At 69.4% G+C, this 24,661-nt stretch carries 21 protein-coding genes and 2 pseudogenes; 9 read left to right on the top strand and 14 right to left on the bottom strand.

All coding sequences use genetic code 11. The features are described 5' to 3' along the window. Positions 1 to 722: 722 nt before the first annotated feature. Positions 723 to 1,487, bottom strand: coding sequence for a Fe-S cluster assembly ATPase SufC (gene sufC, locus ACFZDJ_RS51240; RefSeq protein WP_391069890.1), 765 nt, complete (start codon positions 1,485 to 1,487; stop codon positions 723 to 725). Between the two features lie 659 nt (positions 1,488 to 2,146). Between sufC and ACFZDJ_RS51235 the strand changes: the two genes are divergently transcribed. Both ACFZDJ_RS51235 and ACFZDJ_RS51230 read left to right on the top strand, forming a co-directional pair. Further along, positions 2,147 to 3,277, top strand: coding sequence for a site-2 protease family protein (locus ACFZDJ_RS51235; RefSeq protein WP_391069888.1), 1,131 nt, complete (start codon positions 2,147 to 2,149; stop codon positions 3,275 to 3,277). Between the two features lie 1,181 nt (positions 3,278 to 4,458). Further along, on the top strand, positions 4,459 to 5,094 hold the full coding sequence (locus ACFZDJ_RS51230; RefSeq protein WP_391069886.1) for a site-2 protease family protein: 636 nt from the start codon (positions 4,459 to 4,461) through the stop codon (positions 5,092 to 5,094). Here the strand turns inward: ACFZDJ_RS51230 and ACFZDJ_RS51225 are convergent. Beyond that, positions 5,082 to 5,999 (bottom strand): endo-beta-N-acetylglucosaminidase H, encoded by a 918-nt coding sequence (locus tag ACFZDJ_RS51225; protein WP_391069884.1) that lies wholly within the window; start codon positions 5,997 to 5,999, stop codon positions 5,082 to 5,084. The genes ACFZDJ_RS51230 and ACFZDJ_RS51225 overlap by 13 nt on opposite strands. 589 nt (positions 6,000 to 6,588) lie before the next feature. Between ACFZDJ_RS51225 and ACFZDJ_RS51220 the strand changes: the two genes are divergently transcribed. Beyond that, complete coding sequence (locus ACFZDJ_RS51220) at positions 6,589 to 7,086, top strand: hypothetical protein (protein WP_391069882.1); 498 nt, start codon at positions 6,589 to 6,591, stop codon at positions 7,084 to 7,086. A 253-nt stretch (positions 7,087 to 7,339) separates the two neighbouring features. On the opposite strand, the gene ACFZDJ_RS51215 is transcribed toward ACFZDJ_RS51220, so the two are convergent. Beyond that, positions 7,340 to 7,987 (bottom strand): dihydrofolate reductase family protein, encoded by a 648-nt coding sequence (locus ACFZDJ_RS51215; RefSeq protein WP_391069880.1) that lies wholly within the window; start codon positions 7,985 to 7,987, stop codon positions 7,340 to 7,342. A 219-nt stretch (positions 7,988 to 8,206) separates the two neighbouring features. After that, positions 8,207 to 8,846: pseudogene (locus ACFZDJ_RS51210) on the bottom strand (transposase); the annotation flags it as partial. A gap of 41 nt (positions 8,847 to 8,887) precedes the next feature. On the opposite strand from ACFZDJ_RS51210, the gene ACFZDJ_RS51205 reads away from it, so the two are divergent. The 3 genes from ACFZDJ_RS51205 to ACFZDJ_RS51195 all read left to right on the top strand — a co-directional run bounded on the left by ACFZDJ_RS51205 (position 8,888) and on the right by ACFZDJ_RS51195 (position 9,746). Then, positions 8,888 to 9,097: a hypothetical protein gene (locus ACFZDJ_RS51205; protein WP_391069879.1), complete on the top strand. Its 210-nt coding sequence runs from the start codon at positions 8,888 to 8,890 to the stop codon at positions 9,095 to 9,097. Next, a complete protein-coding gene (locus tag ACFZDJ_RS51200; protein WP_391069877.1) occupies positions 9,087 to 9,248 on the top strand; it encodes a hypothetical protein in 162 nt (53 codons plus the stop codon). Before ACFZDJ_RS51205 ends, ACFZDJ_RS51200 begins: the two co-directional genes overlap by 11 nt. Before the next feature lie 171 nt (positions 9,249 to 9,419). Further along, positions 9,420 to 9,746, top strand: a complete 327-nt coding sequence (locus ACFZDJ_RS51195) for a hypothetical protein (RefSeq protein WP_391069875.1) — start codon at positions 9,420 to 9,422, stop codon at positions 9,744 to 9,746. Between the two features lie 679 nt (positions 9,747 to 10,425). Here ACFZDJ_RS51195 and ACFZDJ_RS51190 read toward each other — a convergent pair. Further along, complete coding sequence (locus tag ACFZDJ_RS51190; protein WP_391069873.1) at positions 10,426 to 10,881, bottom strand: hypothetical protein; 456 nt, start codon at positions 10,879 to 10,881, stop codon at positions 10,426 to 10,428. Between the two features lie 107 nt (positions 10,882 to 10,988). Between ACFZDJ_RS51190 and ACFZDJ_RS51185 the strand changes: the two are divergent. The 3 genes and pseudogenes from ACFZDJ_RS51185 to ACFZDJ_RS51175 form a co-directional block, all read left to right on the top strand. Next, positions 10,989 to 11,265 (top strand): annotated as a pseudogene (locus ACFZDJ_RS51185) (transposase family protein); the annotation flags it as partial. A 798-nt stretch (positions 11,266 to 12,063) separates the two neighbouring features. Then, positions 12,064 to 12,276 (top strand): hypothetical protein, encoded by a 213-nt coding sequence (locus ACFZDJ_RS51180; RefSeq protein ID WP_390939119.1) that lies wholly within the window; start codon positions 12,064 to 12,066, stop codon positions 12,274 to 12,276. A gap of 426 nt (positions 12,277 to 12,702) precedes the next feature. Then, a complete protein-coding gene (locus ACFZDJ_RS51175) occupies positions 12,703 to 13,185 on the top strand; it encodes an amidase family protein (RefSeq protein WP_390938992.1) in 483 nt (160 codons plus the stop codon). 105 nt (positions 13,186 to 13,290) lie between these two features. Here the strand turns inward: ACFZDJ_RS51175 and ACFZDJ_RS51170 are convergent, their stop codons facing one another. From ACFZDJ_RS51170 to ACFZDJ_RS51130, 9 genes are all read right to left on the bottom strand, one after another. Then, the gene (locus ACFZDJ_RS51170; protein ID WP_390938990.1) at positions 13,291 to 13,806 is read right to left on the bottom strand and encodes an AAA family ATPase; all 516 of its coding nucleotides are present in this window, start codon (positions 13,804 to 13,806) and stop codon (positions 13,291 to 13,293) included. Positions 13,807 to 13,851: 45 nt separating this feature from the next. Next, positions 13,852 to 14,400: a hypothetical protein gene (locus tag ACFZDJ_RS51165; RefSeq protein WP_391069871.1), complete on the bottom strand. Its 549-nt coding sequence runs from the start codon at positions 14,398 to 14,400 to the stop codon at positions 13,852 to 13,854. A 397-nt stretch (positions 14,401 to 14,797) separates the two neighbouring features. Beyond that, a complete protein-coding gene (locus ACFZDJ_RS51160; RefSeq protein ID WP_391069869.1) occupies positions 14,798 to 16,024 on the bottom strand; it encodes an MFS transporter in 1,227 nt (408 codons plus the stop codon). Further along, a complete protein-coding gene (locus ACFZDJ_RS51155) occupies positions 16,021 to 17,223 on the bottom strand; it encodes an NUDIX domain-containing protein (RefSeq protein ID WP_391069868.1) in 1,203 nt (400 codons plus the stop codon). Before ACFZDJ_RS51155 ends, ACFZDJ_RS51160 begins: the two co-directional genes overlap by 4 nt. Positions 17,224 to 17,253: 30 nt before the next feature. Beyond that, positions 17,254 to 18,726 (bottom strand): methyltransferase domain-containing protein, encoded by a 1,473-nt coding sequence (locus tag ACFZDJ_RS51150; RefSeq protein WP_391069866.1) that lies wholly within the window; start codon positions 18,724 to 18,726, stop codon positions 17,254 to 17,256. 97 nt (positions 18,727 to 18,823) lie between these two features. Continuing rightward, complete coding sequence (fxlM, locus tag ACFZDJ_RS51145; protein WP_391069864.1) at positions 18,824 to 21,022, bottom strand: methyltransferase, FxLD system; 2,199 nt, start codon at positions 21,020 to 21,022, stop codon at positions 18,824 to 18,826. Then, positions 21,019 to 23,010: an ATP-binding cassette domain-containing protein gene (locus tag ACFZDJ_RS51140; protein WP_391069862.1), complete on the bottom strand. Its 1,992-nt coding sequence runs from the start codon at positions 23,008 to 23,010 to the stop codon at positions 21,019 to 21,021. The genes fxlM and ACFZDJ_RS51140 overlap by 4 nt, the downstream gene beginning before the upstream one ends. Then, the gene (locus ACFZDJ_RS51135) at positions 23,007 to 23,474 is read right to left on the bottom strand and encodes an NUDIX domain-containing protein (RefSeq protein WP_391069860.1); all 468 of its coding nucleotides are present in this window, start codon (positions 23,472 to 23,474) and stop codon (positions 23,007 to 23,009) included. Before ACFZDJ_RS51135 ends, ACFZDJ_RS51140 begins: the two co-directional genes overlap by 4 nt. Then, positions 23,471 to 24,346 (bottom strand): phosphotransferase, encoded by an 876-nt coding sequence (locus ACFZDJ_RS51130; RefSeq protein WP_391069858.1) that lies wholly within the window; start codon positions 24,344 to 24,346, stop codon positions 23,471 to 23,473. Before ACFZDJ_RS51130 ends, ACFZDJ_RS51135 begins: the two co-directional genes overlap by 4 nt. Positions 24,347 to 24,661: the final 315 nt, after the last annotated feature.

Here is a 24,661-nt window from a genome sequence, read left to right as displayed (position 1 = left end):
GGTCAGTCTCGTCAACGCAGGTCGTCAACCGAGAACTGGTCGCGGGAGCGTTGAAGCGGGCTCCCAGGCCTCCGACGGTCAGCAGCCCGCCAGCGAGGAAGGTGCCCAGCAGCGACTGAACGGCGCACAGGCGCGCTTGAGAGCGGGACAGCGCGGCCCGCAGCATCGCGAACTCGGTCAAAGCCCTGTGACCTCACGTACCACCTTCTGACGCCTGCTCACCGTTCGCCGCCCGGAGCACCGACAGCGATCTCCCTTCTGGGGTGGGGCATCGCCGTCGGTCCTGTAGCCGGAATGCCAGGGGGCGGACCGACTGCCACTCTTGGCTCGCTCGCTGCTGGCCGGGGTCGCCCACTGTGACTTGGATTGGCGTGCTGATGCACATCACCTGACGGGCAGAAACTGCGCCGGTCACCTCTGCCGGTCGGTTAGGGGCGCCCGCCCGGCCAGACCGATGGACTGCATGTAGACAGCTCGGCGTCGTCACTTCCACCGGCGCGGGATACGACCTCAACACCCGTACGGCGACGGCGCCGTACCTACGACCGTGATGTTCGACCGCAGCTGGACCACCGCACATTGCCCGCCCCTCTGCCGGCACGCGCCACTGGTGAGTCGACGGTTCCGTAGTGACCGGCGCGGCAGGGCCCCGCGTCCCCGTTCCCGGTGCCCCAACGGCCTCCTTGACGCAGCCGACGTCCGGCCTGCACGAGGTGGGACGCTCAGCCGTCGCCGACGCCCTTGACGTATGCCTCGTATCCCTCCTCCTCCAGTTTGTCCGCGAGCTCTGGGCCGCCGGATTCGACGATCCGGCCCTCGGCGAAGACGTGGACGTGGTCGGGGTGGACGTAGCGCAGGATGCGCGTGTAGTGGGTGATCAGCAGTGTGGCGGTCTGCCCGGTGGCGCGGACCCGGTTGACGCCTTCGGACACGATGCGCAGCGCGTCGATGTCCAACCCGGAGTCGGTCTCATCAAGGATCGCGATGCGCGGATGGAGCAACTCCAGCTGGAGGATCTCGTGGCGCTTCTTCTCTCCGCCGGAGAAGCCCTCGTTGACGTTGCGCTCGGCGAAGGACGGGTCGATCTGGAGCCTCTCCATCGCCTGGCGGACCTCTTTCAACCAGATGCGCAAGCGAGGGGCCTCGCCGCGGACAGCGGTGGCGGCGGAGCGCAGGAAATTGGACACGGAGACGCCGGGGACCTCGACCGGGTACTGCATGGCGAGGAACATCCCGGCGCGGGCCCTCTCGTCGACCTTCATCGCCAACACGTCCTTCCCGTCCAAGGTGACCGTGCCGGAAGTGACCTTGTACTTGGGATGGCCGGCGAGGGCGTAGGCAAGGGTCGTCTTGCCGGACCCGTTCGGCCCCATGATCGCGTGAGTGTCACCTTGCTGCACGGTCAGGTCGACCCCGCGCAGGATCTCGCGCGGACCGGTGTCGGTCTGGACCGAACAGTGCAGGCCGTGGATCTCCAACGTTGCCATGGCGCACCTCACCGCCTTCAAATGCACGGAATGTGGCTGACGCATCAGCCCGGCTCCCGAGCGGGGCGGGGCTGAGCCACGCGTTGCCCGTCGGCCTCCTCGCCAGGACGGTTCCACGGGCCGGCGACACGGGCGCCTTGTCCGCACCGGCCGGTGCAGCATGGTCCTGCTCGCCGGACCCCGGACACCCGCACCGCGATTCACCGCCGCTCAGCGGGCCACCGCCCGGGATACCTGTTCATCGCCTCGCCTTCCCTCCGCGCAGAGCATCCTGGCGCTGGCCGGCGTCACTTCCAGCATGCCGCGCCGCCCGGCCAGGTGCGCATTGCGCGACGGCGGCCAACCCGTTGACGATCGTGTACTGAGCCTCGGTTTTCGCGGGCACTTCCGCGACGGGCGTGACGGGCAGTGCTGGGCAATGCGGCGAGGCTCCTCGGCAGGATCAGGGCGGACCCCTGAACCTGGGCGACGGCCGTCGCCGCCCGGCCCTACTCGGCAGAAATCTCGTCTATGCCCTCGATCACCACGTCCCCGGTTACGCCGCTCCACGGAGCAAGACTGTAAGTGAGGAGACACCGCGCAGGCCCGGTCGCGCGGAAGCCGCCGTGGCCCACCGGCACGCGTGGACGGACGCACGCTCAGTCGTGCAGGAGACAGCGATGAACAACGCGCCGCAGATCGGGCGAGTTCTTGGGGTGCCCCTGCGCCTCCACTGGAGCGTGCCCGTGATGGTGGTCCTCTTCGGCTACAGCCTGGGCGGCCAGACCCTTCCCGCCTGGGCCCCGGGACATTCCCAGGCCGCCTACACACTCGGCGGACTCATCGGCGCCCTGCTGCTCCTGCTGAGCCTGCTGGCTCACGAGTCCGCGCACGCCGTCACAGCCCGGCGCAAAGGCATTCCCGTCCACGATGTCACCCTCTGGGCCCTCGGAGGCATGACCAAAATGGGCAGGCCCCCCGCACCCGGCGCAGCCTTCGTCGTGGCCGTGATCGGACCGCTCACCAGCCTGATCATCGGCGGAGTGGCGCTCGGCGCAGGGATCGGACTCGACACGGGACTCGGCTGGAAGGTGCCCGCAGCCGTCCTGGTGTGGCTCGGCTGGACGAACGTCCTGCTGGGAGTGTTCAACCTCCTGCCCGCCGCACCGCTCGACGGCGGCCGGGTGGTGCAGGCCGCGATGTGGTGGCGCACCGGAGACCGGGAGCGGGCCGAACGAGCAGCCGGCCGCAGCGGCCAGGTGCTCGGCACGCTGATGATCGCCCTCGGTTTGATCTCACTCCTGCGCGGCGCGGCGGGCGGTTTGTGGCTGGCGTTCGTCGGCTTCTTCATCCTGATCGTCGCCAACCTCGAGCGGCAGCAGGCCGCCCTGGCCGAAGCCGTGGCCGGACTGCGGGCCGCCGACGCCATGTCCACCCCCGTGGAGACCGCCCCCGACTGGGTAACGGTGCAGAGCTTCATCGACGGGCCGGCGTTGAATACACGCCACTCGGCGCTGCCGCTGCTCGACTTCGAGGGCCGCCCCAGCGGCCTGCTTCATCTGCCGCAGCTCGCGAAGATCCCCACGGCGCAGCGGGAGACGCTGCGGCTGCGCGACGCGGCGACCCCCCTGTCGCAGTGCAGCACCTGCGCCCCGGTCGACCTCCTGGAAAACACACTCAGGAATCTCCGACCGGGCGGCGGCGTACGCATTCTCGTTATCGACGGCCAACGCCTCACCGGCATCATCACCGCACGCGACGTCGTCCGCCTCGCCCAGCGCCACCGGCTGCGCAGCGGCGGGTCCGGCTGAGGACCGTCCGTGCCATCCTCGAGTCGGCGCTCCCGCGGCTCCTGCACGGACAGTGAGATTGTTACCGGGATGTGGGGCGTCCCGTGCCTGGCACGCGGCGGTGACGGATCATGGTCCAAGGAGGCTCTGTGATGGACAGCTGCCGCGACCAGCGTCGCCGAATTCGTCACCGACCAGGTGCCCGAACCGCGCAGCGCCCTGGTCCTCGCCTGCGTCCTGCAGCTGACCGACACGGACGACGGGGCTCGCTACTGGTGGCAGTACGCCGCCGGCGCCGGACAGCCCGCAGCCGCATACTGCCTCTACCTGCACCACCTGGCCCTGGGCGAGAGAGCGACCGCCGCGTGGTGGCACCGCCAGACCGACGACGTCCAGCCCCCGCCCGAAGCACCCGTGCGCGCGCACCCCTCCACGACGCAGCCTGTCCGATCCTGGTTCGGCACGGAAGCAGGGGTCTCCGCCACCTCGATCCTGCGCGCCCTGCTCGCCGTCACCCGGGAGGCGGCCCGGCCACGGACGGTGGCGGTCACGGAACTCATGGCCTACGTTCCCCTGGCGGTCGCTGCCAGCTACCTGCGCCAGCCCGATGTGGAACTCCCGCTTCCCGGGGCCGGGTTCGCCCGCAAGATCCGCGCCCTGCTCGCTGCCGCCGCCAACAAACCGTGCCCCCCGGTACTGTCCCAGCCCGCCCCGACACCCACGACCGCACAGAACGGGGTTTCCACCAGCCCCTGTCCGCGACACACACCGCTGGAAACTCAACAGCAGTCCCCTCCCAGATGGGAAAGACCGCACCGCATTGAGCAGGTTCTCCCCGGGGGCCCGGCCGCTCGGCGGGGCCCCGACCGCCGCATTCGCGTTGCTCTCCGTTCCTTTCGTGTAACTCGCTGGAGGGAGCGCCCGATCACCGTGTGCCGGCTTCGCCGTACCCGTCCGCATGCCTTCTGCGCAGCGGTCTCATCCGCACGCGGCACTTGTTGGACGCCGCGAGGCATCGCCCGTACGGCGCCGAACCGAGGACGCGCCAGCCGCTTCCAGCCGTTCCGCCTGACGGCCTCGTTCGCCACCGCTACAACTGCCGAGCGGTGAGTTCACGGCCGCGGTAGAAGGCTTCCCGCTCCTCGACGACCCCGTGTGCCCAACAGTGGACGCTTCCGGTCGCGGGAACCGGAGGCGGACAATTGAAGACTGCGGCGGAGTGCGGTCGCCGGGTGCGGCTGTCGGCGGTGATGGCGATGAAGGGTGCGGTCCGGCTCGCAAGTGTCCGTGGGGTGGCGGTGGAGGCGCACTGGAGCGTGCCGCTGATCATGCTGTTCCTCGCGTATGGCCTGGCCGACCGGACACTGCCTGCCTACACGCTGGGCCTGGCGCCGGTGGTGTATGCGGTCGCCGGGGTGGCCGGTGCCGTGCTGTTGCTGGCGAGTCTGGTGGTGCACGAGGGGGCACATGCGTTGACGGCCCGCCGAGCGGGGTTGCCCGTGCGGGACGTGACGCTGTGGGCTCTCGGTGGGCTGACCCGCATGGACCGGCCGACGACAGCCCGGGCGGCCTTCGCGGTCGCCGTCAGCGGGCCGCTCGCTAGCCTGCTGCTCGGCGGCATCGGATGGGGTGCGGCGGTCGCCGTTCAAGCGACTCTGGGCTGGCGGATTGCGGCTTCCGTGCTGGGCTGGTTCGGTGGCATGAACCTCCTGCTGGGCGACCGCGCCTCCGACATCGTTGTCGAAAGCGCGGCCTGCCCGAGGCGCGGCCCTACGGGATGCGGCACGCCCCGAGGGGACACCGGACACCGGGGAGTGTGGTCGGCCTACGGCGTGTAGTGGGCGTCACTGCCGTACAGCTCCCTCGTGAACGCGGAGACATCGGCGCTGCGATCGGCGCCGTCGAGGTTGTACGTCAGATAGACGCCGTACCCCTCACTGACCGTGCGGCGGGCGAGGTTGGCGGCCGTGCTTTGTGAGGTTCCGCCGATCTCGACGGCCGCCGGCGACAGCTTCGACTTGGGCAGTGCGATGGCGGGGACCTGCCAGGTGCCGTAGTACGGGTTCCAGGCGTAGTCGAACTTGGACGAGACGTCGACGCCGCCGTAGGACAGGCGCGACGCGGCCGGGCCGATGTTGTAGAGGCTGATGATCTTGTCCGGCATGTTGGCGCGCAGTGCCGACACCAGGTACACGAACGAGCTGGCGTTGGGCTGGCCGGTGCCGTTGTTGCCGTAATCGGCGTACTCGTCGTCGAAGTCGATGCCGTCGAGGCCGTATTTGGCCACGGTGTCCGACAGTTGTTTCGCGTACGTCGAAGCCGCCTGCCGGGACGGGAAGTTGGCGAAGCCCGCGCCCTGGTGGTTGCCGAGCACCGAGAGGACGACCTTGATGCCCTTCTGCTGCAACGGCCGTATCTGCGTGGCGGCGTTGTCGAGGACGCGTTGCACGTTCTCGTTGAAGTACAGGGTCGCCGCCTTCGTGCCCGTGTTGTAGTTGATGTTCGCCGCGAAGATCACTGCGACGTCGAAGACGTTGCCGCCGCCGTTGGCGAGGGTGTACTTGCCGACGTTCAGCATGCTGTTGTTGTTCACCTCGACGTACGCCACCGAGGTTGGTCCCTGTTTCGCGGGAGCGGGGGTTGCTGCCGCGCCGGTCGTGGCGGTCGCGCCTAAGGCGAGGGCTGTAATGGCCGAGAGCGCGAGCGCGGCCGTCCGTATTCTGCTCCGCACCGGAGTGAACATCGTTGATCGGTCTCCCATCGTATGGAGCGGCGCCCGACCTGTCCGCGAGCGCCGAGTGAGCCCCCCGATCTTTCCGTTCCCGTGACCGAATCCCCAGAACCGTGCGGGAACTCTTCACGACTCCCACGCACGCACGTCGCACCGTAACCCCGAGCCCCGGCAAGGGAGTTACTACAACGCTGCGCTGCCGCGCCGGCCCAGGCCGGCGACCAACAGAACCCGTGGAGATCGGCATCGACGCGATCACCGTCGGCGCGGACGAACCAGGCATGCACGCCGCGGATCCGCAGCACTGGAGCAAACGGTCAGCCGCTCCTCTCCAGCGAACCTCAGGTTCCGCTCCTCGCGGATCGAACGTCTGACCGGTGTCAACCATCCCTCTTTTGTGCCAACCAAGAATCCTCGTCACAGCCGTCGGCGCAGTGCAACGGCTACCGCGCCACCGCCCGTCCACGAGAGAACGCCGGCGAGTTCTGAGAACCAGCCCAGACCGGCCTCACTCTCGACAGACCTTGCTGACCCCGCGATACCCGGAGGGAGGCAGTAATGGAGGTGCACGGGACACTTCGGACAGGATGTACTGCAGCCCATGGCGGAATACCTTCAACGGCACAGTGACGACTGGCTTGCGTACTTTGCCGCGCGGGGCCACCGCGCCCCGCAACCGCTGGCCGCGGGCGTCGAAGGCGCGGTCTACCGGCTCGGCGAGGGCTTGGTCGCCAAGGTGTGGAGCGGGCGACCGCCGGCCGGTTTCGGCCTGATCCGTGAGGTCTACCAGGACATCGCCGCACACCCGCTGCCTTTTGCCACTCCGCAGATCCTGGCCACCGAGGAGCGTGACGGCGTGCTTGTCACCTACGAGCGCGAGCTGCCCGGGGCTCCGCTACGAGGCGGCGCCGGGAACACGCCTGCGGCCCGGGACCTGCCCGCGCACGAGACCGATGCCCTGCTCACTGTGCTGCGCGGCCTGGCGTCTGTGCCGGGATCGCCCGCGATGCAGCGGCTGACCATCCAGGGCGACGACCGCCCACTGTGGGACGGCCACCCCCGCTTCCCCGACGCGCTCGCCGATCTGGTCGTGCTGTGACCGGAAAGGTTCGCCGAGTTGGCGGCGACGTCTGGCTGCAGCAGGTCGCGGTTCGTGTTGGGCCGTATGCGGGCCTGTTCAGTTGGAGGCTGGCCTTGAGGCGCACAACAGCCGGCAGGTCTGCAGCGCGTGTGGTTGGTTGCTGGTTGTGGGCGAGTACCGGGGTCTGCAGTGGTAACTCGCCCACAACTACGCGTTCATCTGCTGGAACGCTCGCGTCGGCCGTGCTGAGGTTCCCGCGTTGTCTCTCTTGTCATTTGCGCCAGAAGAGGTGGTGCGTCACGCCGCTCGGGCTGGGCACGACCTCCATGTGGAACCGGTCCAGCAGCTGTTCGGGCGAGTCCCAGAGGCGTAGCCCGGACCCGAGCTTCACCGGTGAGACGGCCACATGCATGGTGTCGACGAGGTCGGCGTCGAGGAACTCCCGGATGGTGGTCACGCCGCCGCCGAGCCGGACGTCCTTGCCCTGCGCGGCCTCCCGTGCCTGCGCGAGAACGGTGGCGGGGTCGCCGTCCACGAAATGGAACGTGGTGTCGGAGAGCGTGAACGATGGACGCTTGTGGTGGGTCAGGATGAACACCGGCGTGTGGAAGGGCGGCTCGTCACCCCACCAGCCGCGCCACTCGTGGTCGTGCCATGGGCCGCGCTGGGGTCCGAACTTGTTGCGGCCCATGATCTCGGCGCCGATGTTGTGGCTGAAGTCCCGGGTGAAGTAGTCGTCGAGGCCCCGGTTTCCCCCTGGCTCGGTGCGGTTGGGCCAGCTCGCCGTGGCGCCGGCCCAGGCGAAGAGCCTTCCCGGATCGATGTTGTGGCCGAAAGGTCGCTCCAGGCTCTGGTCCTCGCCGGCGGCGACGCCGTCGCTCGAGATGGTGAAGTTCTGCACTCGCAGCAGCTGATCCATGTGTTCCCTCATCAGGTCCTGTTGCCTCCTGGCGATGCGTCCTACATCAGGATGTCGAACGGGACGTGGCTGGATCGACAGCGGCGCCTAAGTTCTTCCAAAGCGTGTCCCGCGCGACCGTTCACCTGCGTCGTTCGGCGGCATCCTGGTGCCCACTGTGCGGTGCCGAGTCACCAAGAGGCGCGCGGACGGCGGCATTGCCTGCGCGGGGGCAGCCCATCAGGCTGCGACTTGAAGGGGGCGTCCGCCCCAGCGGATACCTTTCTCGCTGCGGATGCGGGCGCGTTCCTTGCGTTGCGCGGCGAGTACGTCGGGGTGGCGGGCGTGGGCGTTGCGCCACCGCAGGTAGCGGTGCAGGGCCTGGGGTCTGTGCCGGGTGGCTGCGGTGATGGGAGTTGGCCAGGGTGAACTGCCGCAGCGGGCCGAAGTGTGCCTCGATCGGGTTGGCCCAGGAGGCGTAGGTCGGGGTGAAGCACAGTTGGACTTTGTTCTCCTTCGCCCAGCGGCGAATCGTCGCGCCGGTGTGGGCGGAGAGGTTATTTAAAATGATGTAGATCGGGGCGCCGTCGGGTCGGGCGGCGCGGATCGACTTCAGCGCAGCCAGCGTGTTGGCGGTGCCCTTGCGGTGGCGATTGACGCCCCACAGGCGATCGTCGCCGACGGAGTAGCAGCCGTGGAAGTAGGTGACGCCGTGGGTGCGGCGGTAGGTCGCCGGGAGCCGGTTGGGCTTGCCATGCTTCGCCCAGCAGGAGCCTGCGGTGGGCCTGATCCCCAGCGGACCGAACTCGTCGAATGCGAAGACCCGGTCCGGGAAGCGTTCGAGCACCTCCTCGATCCCGTCAAGCTTGGCGTCGCGGTCTGCTGCCCGGATACGCGCCCGAACTCAATCCGGTCGAGGGCATGTGGGCACATATCAAACGGAGCCTGGCCAACCTGGCCGCCCGCACCCTCAGCAAGCTCGAGACTCTGCTCCGCAGACGACTCAAGGCACTGCAGTACTGGCACTCCATCCTCGACGGATTCCTCGCCGCAACGGGGCTCGCTCTCGACAGACCGGACGGACCTCATACGCCGAAGTCAGTAACGAGCGTCGAACCAAGTGACAAGTAGCTCGCCAGGGTTCTCGATCTCGGCCTACGACAGCGCCTGGACGGTGGACTTCAGCGCCCTCAGTGCGGTCCGTCGGCTCCACGTGCGCGAGGCCGTCATTCCGGTCGTATCCGTCGGTGCCGTCGTCGGCAGGGCGGGCTCGTTCGGGTGAACGGACCGCGCCCCCGGCGGTGCATGTACGCAGGAAAGCGACGAGTGCATGACCATCGAACCAGCCGGCCCGAGCCGCGGTGCGAGGCCGGATACAGGGTGCATCCTTGGCGGGCCTCGCCGATGGGACCGGATGCACATCTAATGATCACCGCGACATCGGAGGGACAGTGTGAACAAGCGAGACTTGACCCGCCGGACGGCCTCCGGCCTGATGGCAGCCGGAATGCTCGTCGCGCTCCTGGCCGTCACGCCCACCGCCTCGGCCACGCCCGACGCGCGCACGACACGGGCCGAGCCCACCTACATCTGCCAGCAGATCGACTACGACGCGAATACCACCCATCTCACCGCGTTGGGCTGTCAGCCGCGACCGCCGGAGGGGAGGATCGACCGGTTCATCGTCCAAGACTCGGACCAAAAGTTCGAATGCGAGGTGGGGAGCCGGCTCGGGGACTCCAACGACATCGAAGCCTATAACTGCCACTGGGTCCCGTAACCGCGTCGCGGTGATCGACCCCACTACCGCCCATCCTGGCCCACGATGCCCGTGCGGCCCTGCGACCGGAGCCGGCCACCGGCGACCCCGTGCACACAGGCCGACTAGACAGAGCGTCGGTCACGACCCGGGCATCGCCCGCTGATGGTGCCGGCAGGTCGACGGCTGCCCCGCGGCGGCCGTCGGCCGGTCGTCGTCGTGCGGCATGGCTGCCCACCGCGGCAGAACCGGCATCAGCCCACTGACGGACTATCAGCCCAGACCGCCCAGGTCGCCGGCATCGATTGTGGCTTCCGCACCTGACGTAGGCCGGGGCAATAGCCCTTGCCGATCTCGCGGCTCTCCTCGAATGGGAATGCCTGCAGGAGCCAGGGGCTGGGTCCGAGCTTCAGTGACGGCCCGCTGCTGGCCGCCAACCCCGGCCCGGCCCGGGCACTGGTGGTCGAGTCGGTCGTCTGCCCCGCGATCCGCAAGGTACGGGCCGAGTGCCTCACGGCGTGGGCCCAGCTGATGGAGGGCGCTGGTGGCCGAGCGCCGCCCCGACCGGCCGGTACCGCCGATGGCCAGTACCGCCGCGATCGGGGCGGTTGTGCATCTGCCGGCCACTGCCATCGCGGCTGTCCTCGATGAGCGGCATCCTGCATCCGTACCTCTTCGCGGCGCTTGCGCTGCTCGGCGGTCAGCCCGCCCCCATCTGAGCACCGCATGCCTCCGGAGTACCAGCCAACGCGGACACCGTCACCAGGTCCGACGAAGCCTCAGACCCTACGACGCCGAAGTCAGTAAAAGCGTCGGTCATGCAGTCCACCCGGCAGTCGGCGGCCTCGTAGCGCTGGCGGAGGGCGGCTGCTGCCTCTTCGCGCTCCACGAAGAGGTGCCCGTAGTGCTGGCACGCCACCCTGGTCACGTCCCCGACCGTGACGATGGCCGGTTCGCCGCGTGCGGCCCGGCGGCGCGCTTCGGCGATCGCCATGTCCGCAGAACGCAGCAGGTTTCTGGAACGGTCCCGGATCACGGCCGCCTGGGCCCGTTTCGCCGAGAGGAGGCGCAGGACACGTCCCCGCCAGACGAAGCCGGCGGCGACAAGTACGAGACCGAGCGCTACGAACAGAAGTCCGCCGGGGTCGTGAGGCATCTATCCAGCCTTCACCACTCGCGTGGTAATCGTCATGCCCGCGACGGCGGCCGATTGTCGGAGCGACTTGGTGTCAGTAAGCCTTTGCGCAACGGCACGAGGCTCTCATGCCGTTGGGGAGGCGTTCGAAGTCTCAACCCACAGGCACAGGGGCTGCGTTGGGTTTCTATCCTGCCGCACTCGACCTGCCCCACGCCCTGGTCAAGTGGGTCAGCGTGCTCATCGTCACCCCGCGAGGGTGACCGCCGCTGCAAGCTCCCGCCGCACCGGCGCGCCCTGGCCGGATTGGTGTACCTGAGCAGGTGTTACACCCGCACGCTGACCGCGGCTGGCTTCGGTATCTCCGAAGGCACCACCCACGCCTGTGCGGCAGCCGTCACGGGGGGGCATCGTTCAGGAATTCCTTGGGAGCCTTACGGTGCATAGCCTCTCATCCGGAAGCGTTACGCCGTACGTCATCAGGTTCCGGTTCATAGCGGCGGCCTGACCAGCGCAAACGAGAAGACTCCTGCTTGGGTAGTGGCCTTGTCGTGGGAGGACGAGACTGGCGGTCCGTTTTCAATGGGCCATTGACGTCTGGGGCGTGGGTGGCCGGGTCATCAGGCAGAGAGCCAGCGGGGCCCTTCGCGTCGGTGCACACGGTCGAGCGGTGATCGTTTGCCCGCCCGGCCACGCAGTACTGGGGGAGCGCATTGGCCCCAGGGGTGCTGCGCGGCCGGGTCGGAGATCCTCATCGGCGGAGGGCACGAGGTGCGCCAGGTCGTTCGGGAACCGGTAACCCACTTCAGCTATGCCGGGGTCGGGACTGCCCTGCCGGGATAAAGCGCCTGTCCGCACAGGCACGCGAGGGCACGGTCCGGCCGCACAGCGACGCCGACTCCCGGCGGGGTACAACGGAAGTCCCGCCCCCAGAGGAGGGGGCGGGACGGTGGGGCTCGCGGGACGGGGGCCGGAAGGCGTTAGCGAACGAGCGCCACGATGATCCCCCCGAGCGCGGCGATCACGCCCAAGGCTTCGAGCGCCGCCATCGAGACCCTCCCCGGAGCTCGGCGCGCGCCGCGTCGAAGTCGTTGACACGCTCATCGCCGCCGCCGTCGGCTGCGGGCGGGTAGAGGCAGGATCGATACCACCCACGACACGGCGGCGCGCTCGCTCTGCCTGTTGGGCGGGGTCTCGCGGCTCATGCTGTACGCCTGCAACGATTTCGACGACCTGCTGGCCATCAGCGAACGGCACACTCAGTACCCGCAGCCGGACTACGGCCGCATCGCAGACGTTGTGCCGGACGCATACTCAAATCCGCAGGTCATGGCCATTGTCGTGCGGGTGAACAGGCTCGCGGACAAGGGAGTGTTGGATGTGGTCACACTCCTGCCTCGTTGGGCGACTTGGTGAGCTGATGTCGGCACCACCCGAGACAATGTTCCCGGCGGCCTTTCGGCGCCGTCGCCAGCATGGCGGCGGCCCCCTGCTCGCAACAGGAGGCCACCGACTCGACAGCAAGAACCGCCAACCCGACGGAGGTAACGATTCCTACCGAGAACGAGCCTACGGGCTCCCACCGTCAAAGCAACTCCGACCAGCACCTCGACGGCCCGCCGCTCGGTGCGAAGCCGCAGGGCAGGCGCCTGAGTCCGGGTCGGTCACAGGCCCGTCGGCTGCTGGAGACCGCGAGTGACGAGCTCGTGCGACTGACGGTGAAGGCGTCGACGACTGGTCTGGCCGCGGTGGCGGTCTACTGGTTCGAGCGCCGATGATCCGGGCCGGCTGGGAGCGCGAGGTACTCCCAGCCGGTCCGCCCTGCCAGGGGAACACGAGGAGATGGGGCACCGAGCAGAGCACGAGGTCGACATCTCCTCGTTCACCGGGGCGAGGCCGTCGTCAAGGGCGACTACGTCGGGAACGACTGCTCGTCCCGGATTCCTCCGCCACCGGACCCAGACCCATCGCACCTGGCTCCGTGCGGACGAAGACCGAGCCAGGCTCCGACAGACCTGGCAGCAGTTCTTCACGGAGCACGACGTCCTCCTCACGCCAGCCGCCCCCACCCCCGCGATCCCCGCTGGCAGCCGTTCGCTCGTGGTCGATGGCACGGAGCGCAGCTTCTTCGACCAGACCGGGTGGGCCAACCTCACCAGCCACGTTGGCCTGCCCAGCTTGGTCATACCGGTGACCACGACCGAGGAGGGGCTGCCGATCGGCGTCCAGATCATCGGACCGGCGTACGCAGACCGTGTCCTCCTCGCCTTGGCGGAGGAGCTGACGCCGCTGCTTCGGGCTGTCGCCTCAGGCGCGTCGAGTTGAGGGCCGGGGGTTCAGCAGAGCAGCGGCACCGAGAATCGGACCAGTTCCCCCGCGCCAAGCCGAGCAGGGGGCTTCCCGTCTCCCGGCCGGCGTCGCGTGCGGGTCTCACTGCGTCATCGAGTAGACCGCGTCGATGTCGCCGTGGTACTCCGTGGCGTCCTCGTCGTCGGCCGGGGGCTCGAAGCGGGCGAAGAAGTCGTCCAGGGCTTCGGGGGTGACGGCGAGCGCGTTGGCATCCTTGCGTTCGTTGCGCTTCGCGAGGCGCAGCAGCAGCTCCTCTTTGCCGACCGGCAAATACACCAGCTGGGGCCGCCCGCCCGCGGCGCGCACGGTCTTTTTCCACTCGTCACGGTCGGAGCGGAGCCACAGACCGTGGTCGAGGACGACGGACCGGCCGGCCCGGAGATGCCTCACGAGCTGGGCGCGTACGGCGTCGATGACGGGAGCTTCCCGCTCGAAGTATCCGTGCTCGGGGTAGTCGACGCCGTACCGGCCGCGGAGCCGGTGGACCTCCTCATCAACGCTGAGACGGATCAGACCGCACTCTGCCAGGGCCTGGGCGAGGCGCGTCTTGCCCGATCCAGTGATCCCGATGAGTAGGACGGCGGCCGGCTGGCTCATGGCGGTCCTTCGCTGCTCGCATTGGTGGGTGTCATGGAGCGCTGATCACGGCCGGGTGGCAATGATCGCTTCGGTGCGGATCACTTCGTCGAATTGCCCGGACGGGGTGAAGGCGAGCAGCGCTTTGCGCAGGTCCTGCTCGAAGGCGTCCTTGTGCTTGCCGAGCTTGGCGGGACTGCTGTAGCTGTAGGAGAACTGGAGGCCGATCACGGAGTCCAGGTCGCGGGCGACGGTGCGGTCCCAACGGGCGACTTCGATGCGGGAGAACGGAGAGCGGGCGAGTACTTCCTTGTGGCTCTCCTCGGGGTGGGTGTAGGCGCCTGATCCGGCCCGCCGCTCGGGCCCGAGGTAGCGGGTGCGGACCTCGGCGACGACGTCCAGCCAGGCGGGCGGTTCGATGGCGCCGGGGGCCGGCCCGCCGACCACCACGACGGCTCCACCCGCTGCGACGAGCTTGTCCAGGGCGGACAGGAGGGCGTCGCGGTCGGTCCAATGGAAGGCTTGGCCGAGTGTGACGAGCTGGAGCGGGCTGAGGCGGAGTTCGTCGAGATGGTGGGAGTCGCCGAGGCGCCAGTCGATGTTGGTTCGCGTCACGCAGCTCTTCGGCGTACTGCTCGAAGTAGGCGTGCTGGAGAGCGGGGGGCCGGTAGCCCTCGACGATCAGCAGGCGAAGTTTCGGCGGCAGCAGCTGCTGGGCGTGCTGGAGGCGGTCGAGTACTCCATGCCGCAGGTGCGCGTAGTGGCCGTCCGGATCGCGTTTGCGTCCATCGACAATGAACAGGCCGGATGCGCGGGTGTCGACGAGTTCCTCGCCGCAGTCCTGGACAGGGATGGCGGCGACACGGGGGTCAGACATCAGCACGATCGTCAACTGCGGCTCCTGGAGGGCGAGATGGCGGGCGGTGAGGGGGCGAGTCGGAGGGCGCCGAGGGGTGTCGTACATGCGGGCACGCTCCGGCTGTGCGGAAAGCCTTCGGTGTGGTGGTTTGGGTCAGGTGGCGGCCAGGCGCAGGGTGCGGATCGGGGTCAGGGCGAGCCGGAGCGGTGGCAGGATGAGCAGGCAGGCGCCGAGTGCCAGGGTGGTGCGCAGGCCCAGGGTGGTGCCGGCGTAGCCCGCAAGGAGCGCGGCGAACGCGGTCCACTGGCCGGTTGCCTGCATGCGACCCTGCATGTCGGGCGCGCAGGCCCGCTGGCGCACGGTGCGCTGCGTCAGACCGTGAGTGACCGCGCCGAACAGCTGCGCGAACAGTCCGCATCCGATGCCGAGTTGTCCGGCGAGCCCGGGGCCGGCGAGTAGGAGGGGCAGTTGGCTGGCGGGGGCCAGGGTCAGCGCGGTGATCATGACGGGGCCCGCTCCGTGGCGCGCGGCGAGGCGGGGCGTGGTGAGGGAGGCGAGGAATCCTCCGCTCGCCCCGATGCTCATGACGATGGCGAACGCCTGGGGTGACCAGTTCAGTTCGCGGATCAGATACACGACCCAGATCGCATTGGTGCCGGCCAGGACGGTGGAGGTGATGGCGTTTGTGGTCACGAGCGGGCCGATGACGGGATGGCGCCAGGTGTAGGCGAGGCCGGCCCGGATTTCGCTGCGCAGGCTGGGTCTTGCGGTGCGCGGACTGGGAGCGGTCTCGGGGCTGCGAATGCGCAGGGTGCACCAGGCGGTGACCAGGTAGGAGACCGCGTCCGCGGCCACTGCGCGGGCGGCGCTGATCAGGCCGATGAGCGCTCCGGCGAGGGCCGGGCCGCCGATGTCGGCCAGCGTGTTGGCGCTGGCCAGTTTGGCGTTGGCCTCCAGAAGCCGGTGCGGCGGCAGAAGGTGTGGGATGTAGGACAGGCTTGCCGCCATGCCCACCACGTGGCAGGAGCCGACCACGAAGGCGGCCACCCACAGCTGCATCAGGGTCAGCCTGTCATAGGAGGCCGCCAGCGGGATGGACGCCATCGCCGCCGCGCTGATCAGACTCGTCGCCATCATCAGGGGCCGTTTGCGGACGCGGTCGCACCAGGCGCCGGCGGGCAGCGAGAACAGCAGGGGCGGGGTCTTCTGCACGGCCGCGAGGACGGCGGCTTCCCACGTCGTGGCGTGAAGGCTCACGACCGCGACCAGGGGGATCGCCACTGAACTGAGCGAGGAGCCCAGGACGTCGCTGGCCTGACCTGCCCAGTAGAGGCGGAAGTCGCGGTGGCGCCAAAGACTCGAGTCTGCGCTGGATTTCATGCCAGGCCGTCCACCGACGTCGCGGGCGGTGTGCCGTAGGCGAAGGGCGTGAAGTGCGCGGGGGTGTGGTCGACGGGCAGGTCGGGACGCCAGGCCGTGAGGATCTGTGCACTGCAGACGAACAGGCCGTCGGGAAGCTGATCGAGGGGATACCACGCCCAGTCGCCGACGCTCTCGTTCGGCTGCGTGGCCGGCTGTCCCTGCCAGGCGTGAACGAGCGCGCCCACCGTGACCCGCAGGATGCCTTCGATGTGGTCGACGAGCGTTCCCAGGAGCCTGACGTCGGCAGGGCGGGCGATCAGACCGGTCTCCTCGCGGAGTTCGCGGACTACCGTGGCTTCGAAGGACTCCCCGGCCTCGACGGTTCCGCCGGGCAGTTCGAGGGTGCCGCGACGATGGCGGCCCAGAAGCAGCCCCTGCTCGCTGAGGAGGATCGCGCCGACACCCACGGCCGCGTGCGCCAGCGGGGGCTTGGCGCTGCGGAGGCGGCTGGAAACCCGCGCCGACCGGTCGGGCAGGCGGCGGGCCCGGATGAGCTGCTGGATGACCGGGGCACTCACCTCGGGGTGGTGCAGCAGATCGACGACCTCGACGCGAAAGCCGTACTCGGTGAGCAGGTCCTCCCACAGCTGCGGTGCAAGGACCCACATCTGGGTCGGCAGGGGCGGGTCGTCACGCAGGAAGATCATCTGTTCGCGTGGTGCCACCTCCGTGGACGGGCCGCGGCCGTGCAGGTCGGTGTGCAGGAGCGACAGGATCAGCGGCGCGCCGGGGCGCAGGCCGTCGCGCAGTGCGGGCAGCACGCGGTGCGGGTCGATGAATGCCAGGGTGCCGATGGCGTACGCGGCATCGAACGGCTCAGCCTCGGCGAGGTACTCGGCCACATCCCCCTGTGCGAATTCCACGTCCGGAACATCCGCGTGCGTGGAGGCGGCGCGTTCGTGCTGGGTCGGCGACAGCTCGATCCCGGTGACGCGAGCGCCGTGGGCCTTGGCGAGATGCACGGCGTGGTGGCCGGCCCCCGAGCCGATGTCAAGGACACGCCGGCCGGTGATGTCGCCGAGGACTTCCGCACCCGGTCCGGCCCCCTCCCAGGGCGTCCAGGTCAGGCGGTCGGGGATGGGCGGCATGTAGGCGCGGGCCAGCTGGCGCTTGCCGTAGACGTTCCAGGCTTGGGTGTTGATGTCCTCGACGGGCACGGTGTCTCCTCGGTGGGCTGCGCGACGCGGTCAGGTGTGCGTGATGAGGTAGGCCGGGCCTTCGCCGCGCCGGGCCCGCTCGACGGCGTCGAGACGGGCGAAGGCCCGAGGCGCCATCAACTCCTGCCAGCAGGTGAGGTCGTGGACGGCCCACATGTCGTGCTCCGCGGGATCGAGGCGGATCCGGCGGAGCTGGTCCGCGCTGAGCCGGCCTCCCTCGAAGATGAGACCCACCTTGTTCAAGGGCATCCGGGGCCCGGCGTGCAGGAAGTGCGTCAGGAGCAGCCTCGGCGTCTCCAGGCCGAGTTCGAGGCCGGTCTCTTCTACGGCTTCGCGCCGGGCGGTCTGGAGTGGGTCCTCTCCTTGCGCGTCGAGGTTGCCGCCCGGGAACTGCCAGAGCCGGGATCCGTAGACCGAGCGCAGCTGTACCGGCCGATCGTGCTCGTCACGGACGTACAGGCAGCCGTACACGGTGTGATGGGGGACGGTCTGCGCGTACTGCGAGGGTGTCATCGGCATGAGGCGGCCGGGCCGTGCGGGACGGTGGTCGAACTCGAAGGCGATGGGGCCGAGCGCCTCCTTGGCTGGCGGGTAGATGCTGCGGAGGTTGACTAGCAGTTCCTCGCGCCGACCGTCCGGCTCGATGCGGGCGGGGTCCTCCGCGCTGAGCAGGTCATCGAACGAGGCGTACGTGGTGATCCGCTTCACGATGATGTCGAGTTCCCGGTTGCTGTCCCGGTCGTGGAAGACGATGGCGTCCCCGACTTCGACGGCCGCCTTCTCGCGGGTGGCGACGCGGACCTCGATCGTCTTGTGTCCCGACTCCACCTGCCGGTAGTAGCGCCCCAAGAGGTGGAAGTGATGTTCGCGCCGGGAGGCACTTTCCCCGTTGTGGGCACTCGACGGCGTGCGCTGCGCTGCGATGTGCGGTGCGGCCTCGTCCTGGCGCGGCCCCCGCAGGACGAGGAAGACCAACCCGTCGGCATCGTGCCGCTCCGCAGCCGCCCACCGGTTCTGCAGGCGTGCGAGTTCGTTCTCGTCCAGGGCGATACCGCGTCGTTCGGCCGGTGTGTCGGCGGAGAGCGGGGTGATGAGCACGAGGGCGCCGCCCGGCCGTAGTCGGTCGCCCAGCGCGTCCAGGGTGCGGTCGCGGGAGCTGAGGAACGGAGCGACGAACCGCAGGGTGATCAGGTCGTAGCCGTCGGCGTGCAGCGATGCCCCGTCGTCCCCCTCGACGTCGAGACGGAGCCAGCGAGCGGCGTCGCCGTGGCGGGTGCCGGCTTCGGCGAGGGCGGTCTCGGACCAGTCGATGGCGTCCACGGTGTAGCCGGATGAGGACAGGTGTGCGGCGAGTTCGCCGGTGCCGCATCCCACATCGAGAGCCCGTCCCCCGGCAGCAGGCGGCAGATGCGTGGCGAGCAGCGAGCGTTCGGTGTCGGTGAGTGGCCGGTAGCGGCGGCCTTGGGTGTAGCCGCGGTCCCATTCGTCCTGCGTGGTGAACATGTGCGGAATCACACCCTTCTTGGTAGCGGTACTGGCGACGGCAGGGCAGCGGAGCCCGCTGGTAGCCGCCTGGGCCGGTCGGTTGCGTGCGGCCCCGTCAGGACCAGCCCATGGGGGTGTAGAGCGTGCCGCGGGAGATGGCCTCCAACGCAACGCGCGTGTACGCCACGATGGGCTCGGGCAACGCGTCCAGCGGCCACCAGCGCCATTCGGCGCAGTACTCCGGTTCGCGTACGAGGGGCTCGCCCTCCCAGTGGGAGGGAGCGAAGAACAACCCCACACGCGGGATCGTGCTCCCGGGGTCGAGCAGGTCCAGGACGTGGACGAGCGACAAGTCACGCTCAGCGATGCGGAGTCCGGCCTCTTCCTGCGCTTCCCGGACCATGCAGGTGACGGCGGATTCCATGTCTTCGCGGTGGCCGGCGGGCAGGTGCCAGGTCGACGGGGCGAAGGCGCTGCTCGGGTGGCGTTTGCCCAAGAGGACGGCCCCGTCCCGGATGAGGACGAGGTGGGTGCCGATGACGCTGCGCCTGCGGCTGCGGCTGCGGCTGCGGCTGCGGCTGCGGTGATCGCGGGGCTCGCGGACCTCCACCACGGGAAGCGTTCCGCCGCGGCGGCCACGGGGCTGGTGCGCGTTGCGGTGTGCGTGGAGGACCGCGGCGGTGCCGGGGTCCATGGTCATCTCCGCTGTTTCCTCGATGCGAGTCCAGCGCAGTTGGATGCCCTCGCGCAGTTCGATCTCGTGCACGGGGGTGTTCAGCGTGCCGTGGTAGACGCGCACGCGGTCCTTGAATGACCGGTTTGCGCTCAGCGTGTCCAGCGTGACGAAGCCGGTCAGGTCCGGGATGGCGAGCCCGATCTCCTCGTCGAGTTCGCGCACGATGGCCTGGTCGCAGGTCTCGCCCTTTTCGGTGTTGCCGCCGAGCAGGGCCCACTGCCCAGGGCGCCAGATTGGTTTGTTCGCCGAGCGCAGGTGGAGCAGGTAGCGGCCTTTGTCGTCGGTGAGCAGGGCCGCCGTGCCGGGAATGATCGGCCAGTCGATCGTGACGCGGGTGTGCTTCTTGACGAAGACGTGGGGATCGTCGGTCGCGGGCGCGGGACCGTCGTCGGCCAGGGGGTGGATGGTGATCCGCGGACAGAGTGCGGCGCGGTGAACGCGCTGCCAGTGCTGGACCTGTTCGGCCATCTCCTGGGCGGCCAGGTGGCCGTGGGGACCGTAGCCGTGGACGACCAGCTCGTACACGCCGTTGCCGTCGTCTCCGTCGGAGATGCGCTCGGTGGCCAGCCGCGCGAGGGAGGCGCCGCGTACGATCGCGGCACCGGGCCAGTGCTCGGGTGGCGGGTTCAGGACCGCGTTGTCGCCGTCGGGGTCCACCGACAGGCGGCAGAAGCCGGGCAGGGCGCCTGCCAGGTAGAGGGTGAGGGCGTCGAAGGGCTCCTGGCCGCCGACGGTGACGTGGCTGTGCGCCACGAACGGCTCGCGGGCGAGGGCCGGTGCGAGCTGGTCGACGGGCAGTGGGGTGCCGTCCTCCCAGGACAGGTGGACGCCGGTGCCCGGGACGGTGCGCCGGCTCGCGTCCCATGCGCCGGCTTCCTGCATGGCGACGAATCCGCAGACGATGAGCGGCTCGTCGCTGTGGAGGGCCCCGTCGTGCTTGGTGAAGCCGATGGCCCAGGTGTACTGGTGCAGGCGCAGGGGCGCGACGAGGCGTCCGCCGTCGGCGAGGGCGTCGATCCAGGGGAGGTCCCAGGCGTCGACGGTGACCAGGATGGTGTCGAAGCCGCCGTCCGGCACGATGCTGACGGGCAGGTGCTCGGCGTCGGCGGTGACCACGCGGACGCGGTCGTATCCGGTCTGGGCCAGGTAGCGGGTGGCGCGGTCGGTGACGGCCGGGTCGATGTCGAGGGTGGTGACGCCGCCAGTGCGGCCGACGAGTTCGGCGATCAGGGCGGCGTTGTAGCCGCCGGAGCCGATCTCCAGGACGCGGTGGCCGGGCTGGAGGCGGGCGGCTTCCAGCATGTCGGCCTGCAGCCAGGGGGCCGAGATGGAGCTGGTGATGCGGCCGTCGTCGCTGTGGCAGGTGGCGACGATGTCGTTCGCGTACGCCTTCTGGGGAGGTATTTCGGGGGCGAAGGCGTGCCGGGGCACGGTGCGCAGGGCCTTGTCGACCGCGGGGGTGCGGATGTGGCCGGCGTCGGCGAGCTGGTCGGCCAGCTGGTGGCGCAGTGCGCCCGCCTCGTCGAGGCCGGTGGTGGGAGGTGTCGTCACGGCGGGCCTTTCGGTTGAGCGGGTCATGCGGGATCCGCGACGGTGGGTGCGGCGGGGTTCGGGATGCTGGCGTTGGGGGCGTACTGGGCGGCCTGCGCGTCGAACATGGCGGCGTACCGCCCCTGTGCGGCGATGAGTTCTTCGTGGGTGCCGTGTTCGGCGAGGCGCCCGTGAGTGAGGACGTAGATGCGGTCGGCGTGGCGGACGCCGGACATGCGGTGAGTGACCAGGACGACGGCCCTGTTCGGAGCGGCGAGACGGCGGATACGGTCGAAGGCTTCGATCTCGGCTTCGGGGTCGAGGGCAGAGGTGGGCTCGTCGACGATGAGGACGCTGTCCGCCTGCGATGTTGAGCTACGCCAGTGCGTGCGGGCGAGACCCACTTTCTGCCATTCCCCGCCGGACAGTTCGATGGCGCCGCGGAACATGCGGGCCAGCAGACTCCGCAGGCCGTCGGGGAGTTTGGCGATGACTGGGCCTGCTCCGGCATAGTCGACGGAGGGCTGCAGATCCTGCGGTGTGGCGGCGTGGGCGGGGCGGCCGAGGCGGATGTTCAGCGCGGCGGTCACGGGCCAGCGCTGGAAATCCTGGGTGAGCAGGGAGACGCGCTCGAAGACCTGGGAGCGGTCGAGGTCGCTGATGTCTGCCTCACCCCAGCGCAGAGTGCCGGCCTGGGGCAGCAGCATGCCCGACAGGATCTTCATCAGTGTGCTTTTGCCGGAGCCGTTCTCGCCCACCACGGCGGTGACCGAGCCCATCGGCAGGGTGAGCGACACCTGGTCCAGGGCAGCTGTGTCACGGTCTGGGTAGCGGTAGGTGACGCGGTCGAGCACGATCTCCTTGATCTCTTCGGGGACCGGATTGCCGCCCTCGGGGATGGTGCGCTGTGCTGCCTGGGCCAGGAACCGGCCGTGGTCGCGGACGTACAGGGACTCCTCGTGCAACTGATTGATGTTCATCACCAGCGCGCCCAGGCTCGCCGATCCGGTCCGCACCGCGATCACGGCGGTGCCGGCGATGGCGAGGCTCATGTGACCGGCCAGGATCAGCCAGAACATGGCCCCGTATGTCGCGGCCATGGCTAGGCCGGACAGCGCGGAGGCGACCCACTCCGTCAGGGCCTTGCTGGAGGCGAGGCGTTCCTGTTCGGCCTCGGCGCTCTCGGCCATGCGCTGGTAGCGGCTGAGGAGGAAGGCGCCGACGGCGTGAAGGCGGACCTCCTGGGCGGCGCTGCGCTCGGTGAGCAGGTTGCCGATGAGTCGGCTGGCCCGCACATGCTCGATCCAGCTCATCACCGACACGTACCGCTCCTGGGCCACGCGCATGGCGCCCCAGCCGCGCGGGGCGGCGATGAGGATCAGCATGGGCAGCAGGACGGGGTGGAGGACGGCGAGGACGCCGGCGGTGGCGATCAGGGAGATGAGGCCGTTCAGCGCGGCGACGCAGGCACCGATCATGCGGCGGGCGGAGCCCGGACCGTACTGGGCAACGTCGACGAGCCGCCGGAAGTCGGGGTCGTCGATGGCTTCCAACTCGACACTTGCGGCGGCGGCCAGGTACTGGGTGGTGGCGATCCGCTCGACCATCGGCTCCAGGCGCCCGGCGCGGGAGGTCGACCACGCGGAGAGGGCGGAGTTGACCACACCGATGGCGGCGGCGGCCAGCAGGCCGGGCAGCAGCGCGTGCAGCCGCTGGGCGGCGTCGCCGCTCCCGGCGAGCAGGGCATGCATGACGGCGTTGATGGCGAGCAGGCCGACAGCCGAGGCGATGCCCTGGCCGATCTCGCTGACCGCCACGGCGAGCAGCGCCCGCCGGTCGGCGCTCCACGCCATGCGCAGGGTGGCGCCGACGAGGGCCGGCATGGAGCGCAGCGCGGACATCATGGTCAGGTCCAGGCCCGCGTGCTCGTGGTGGGACCAGCCCATGTCATAGCGCAGCGGTCCGCCGAACAGCTCCTGTTCGGCGTCAGAGACCTGGGGTTCGGCCATCTTCACCGGTCCGAAGAACCTCTTCACCGGGCGCCTCCCGAGGTGGGCCAGTTCAGTGCCCGGTACGACGGGCCGTGGGTGAGCATGTGGAAGATGGCGACGGTGTACGGGTGGCAGTCCGGCGGGGGTTTCTCCATCGGCACCCAGAACAGCCTTTCGTGCTTGTCCGGCTCGGCGTTGTGCGGTGCGCCGGTCCAGGACTGGGCCACGAACACGGCGGTGATCCGGTCCATGCCCTCAGGCTTGTGGTGGTGGACGAGGCCGCCGAACTCTTGCTGGTCGGCGCTGATGCGGACGCCGGTCTCTTCCTTCGCTTCGCGCCGTGCCACGCGGTCCAGCGGTTCGCTTCTCTCCAAATGGCCTCCGACAACGGTGAGCTGTCCCGGTGCCAGGTCCGTGTTGGGTTTGCGGCGCACGCACAGGACGGCGCCGTTCGCCTGGAGCAGGATCTGGGCCACGTCCGCGATCAGCGGGTGAGGAGCTTTGCTCAACGCCGTCCCTCCTGCATCAGTCGCTTGACGGTGGCCCGGCCGTGCGCGGTCACGAGTGCGTCGCCGTACCGGGGGCCGTACGCGAGAGCACTGGCCGCGTCGGCTGCGGCGAACGCCACGAGCGCGCACTCCTCGGCATCGGACAGAGACCGGCCATACCCCTCGAACAGGGCGGTGCGCAGCTCAGGGTGGTCCGGCCATAGGGAGGTGGCGAGCTTGACGAAGTCGGAGACCAGCGGGCCCGGTTCGCTGCGCTCGAAGTCGATCAGCGCGCAGCGGCGGCCGTTCCACAGCAGGTTGTGCTCCCAGAAGTCCCCGTGGCGCCACCCGGCGGGAAGGGGGCCGAGGCCCGGCAGCGTGCTCACGAGGCGGCGCAGCGTGTCGGCTTCGGCGGTGGACAGTTGGTCACTGGCCTCCGCGATGTGCTTGTCCAGCCCGGACTGTGCGCTCTCGACAACGTGCGCGGCCTCGTCCTGCGCCTGGTGGCCGGGCAGAGCCTCGTGAAAGCGGCGCAGGAGCTGGCCGTCTTGCCGGTGGGCGGCGCGGCGGCGCGCGAGCGACTCCTCTCCCTTCAGCGGTTCGCCGTCCACCGCGGTGAGGATCAGGGCGAGCAGGTCGGAGGAGTTGTCTTTCAGGGCGGGGGCGTTGCCGTGACCGAGATGAGGGACGGCTTCGCGGTAGGCGCGGGTCTCCCGGGTATACAGGACCGGCTGGGGCGCCACCTTCACGTAGTGTTCGCCGGTGCGTCCGGTCACCTTCCACACCTGGGAGTTCTCCCGGGGGCGCGAGGTGTCCTGCACGGCCTTCAGGGGGCCCAGGACCGGTTCCACCCAGGAGGCGAGGGGCTCCGGGAGGCGTGTGGAGTCCGTCATGCCAGGTACCTCGTATCCGGTCGTGCCCCGTTGGCGAGGAAGACGGTGCTGCCAGCGGCAGGGCGGGCGGTGGTGTCCGAGGAGGCAGCGGTGCTTTCGAACGCAGGATGAACGAGCGCAGGGCGGCGTACGGGATGCATGGGGGCTCCTCGGGGCGAGATGCGGACAGGTGATCGGGTAACGGGGGGTTTCCTGTCGCCGTCACGGGTGCGCGAGGGCGAAATCTAGAACCTAATTTCGAATATTCGGGCCTCTCCGTGCGCGGCCGGGGGCGGTCTGCAGTGACGCTGTGTTCGATCACTCGTGTGGGTTCCC

It is taken from the genome of Streptomyces sp. NPDC007896 (assembly GCF_042959425.1).
Taxonomy (GTDB): domain Bacteria; phylum Actinomycetota; class Actinomycetes; order Streptomycetales; family Streptomycetaceae; genus Streptomyces.
The sequence above is the reverse complement of the archived record's forward strand: the minus strand, read 5'-3'. Positions and strand labels throughout refer to the sequence as shown.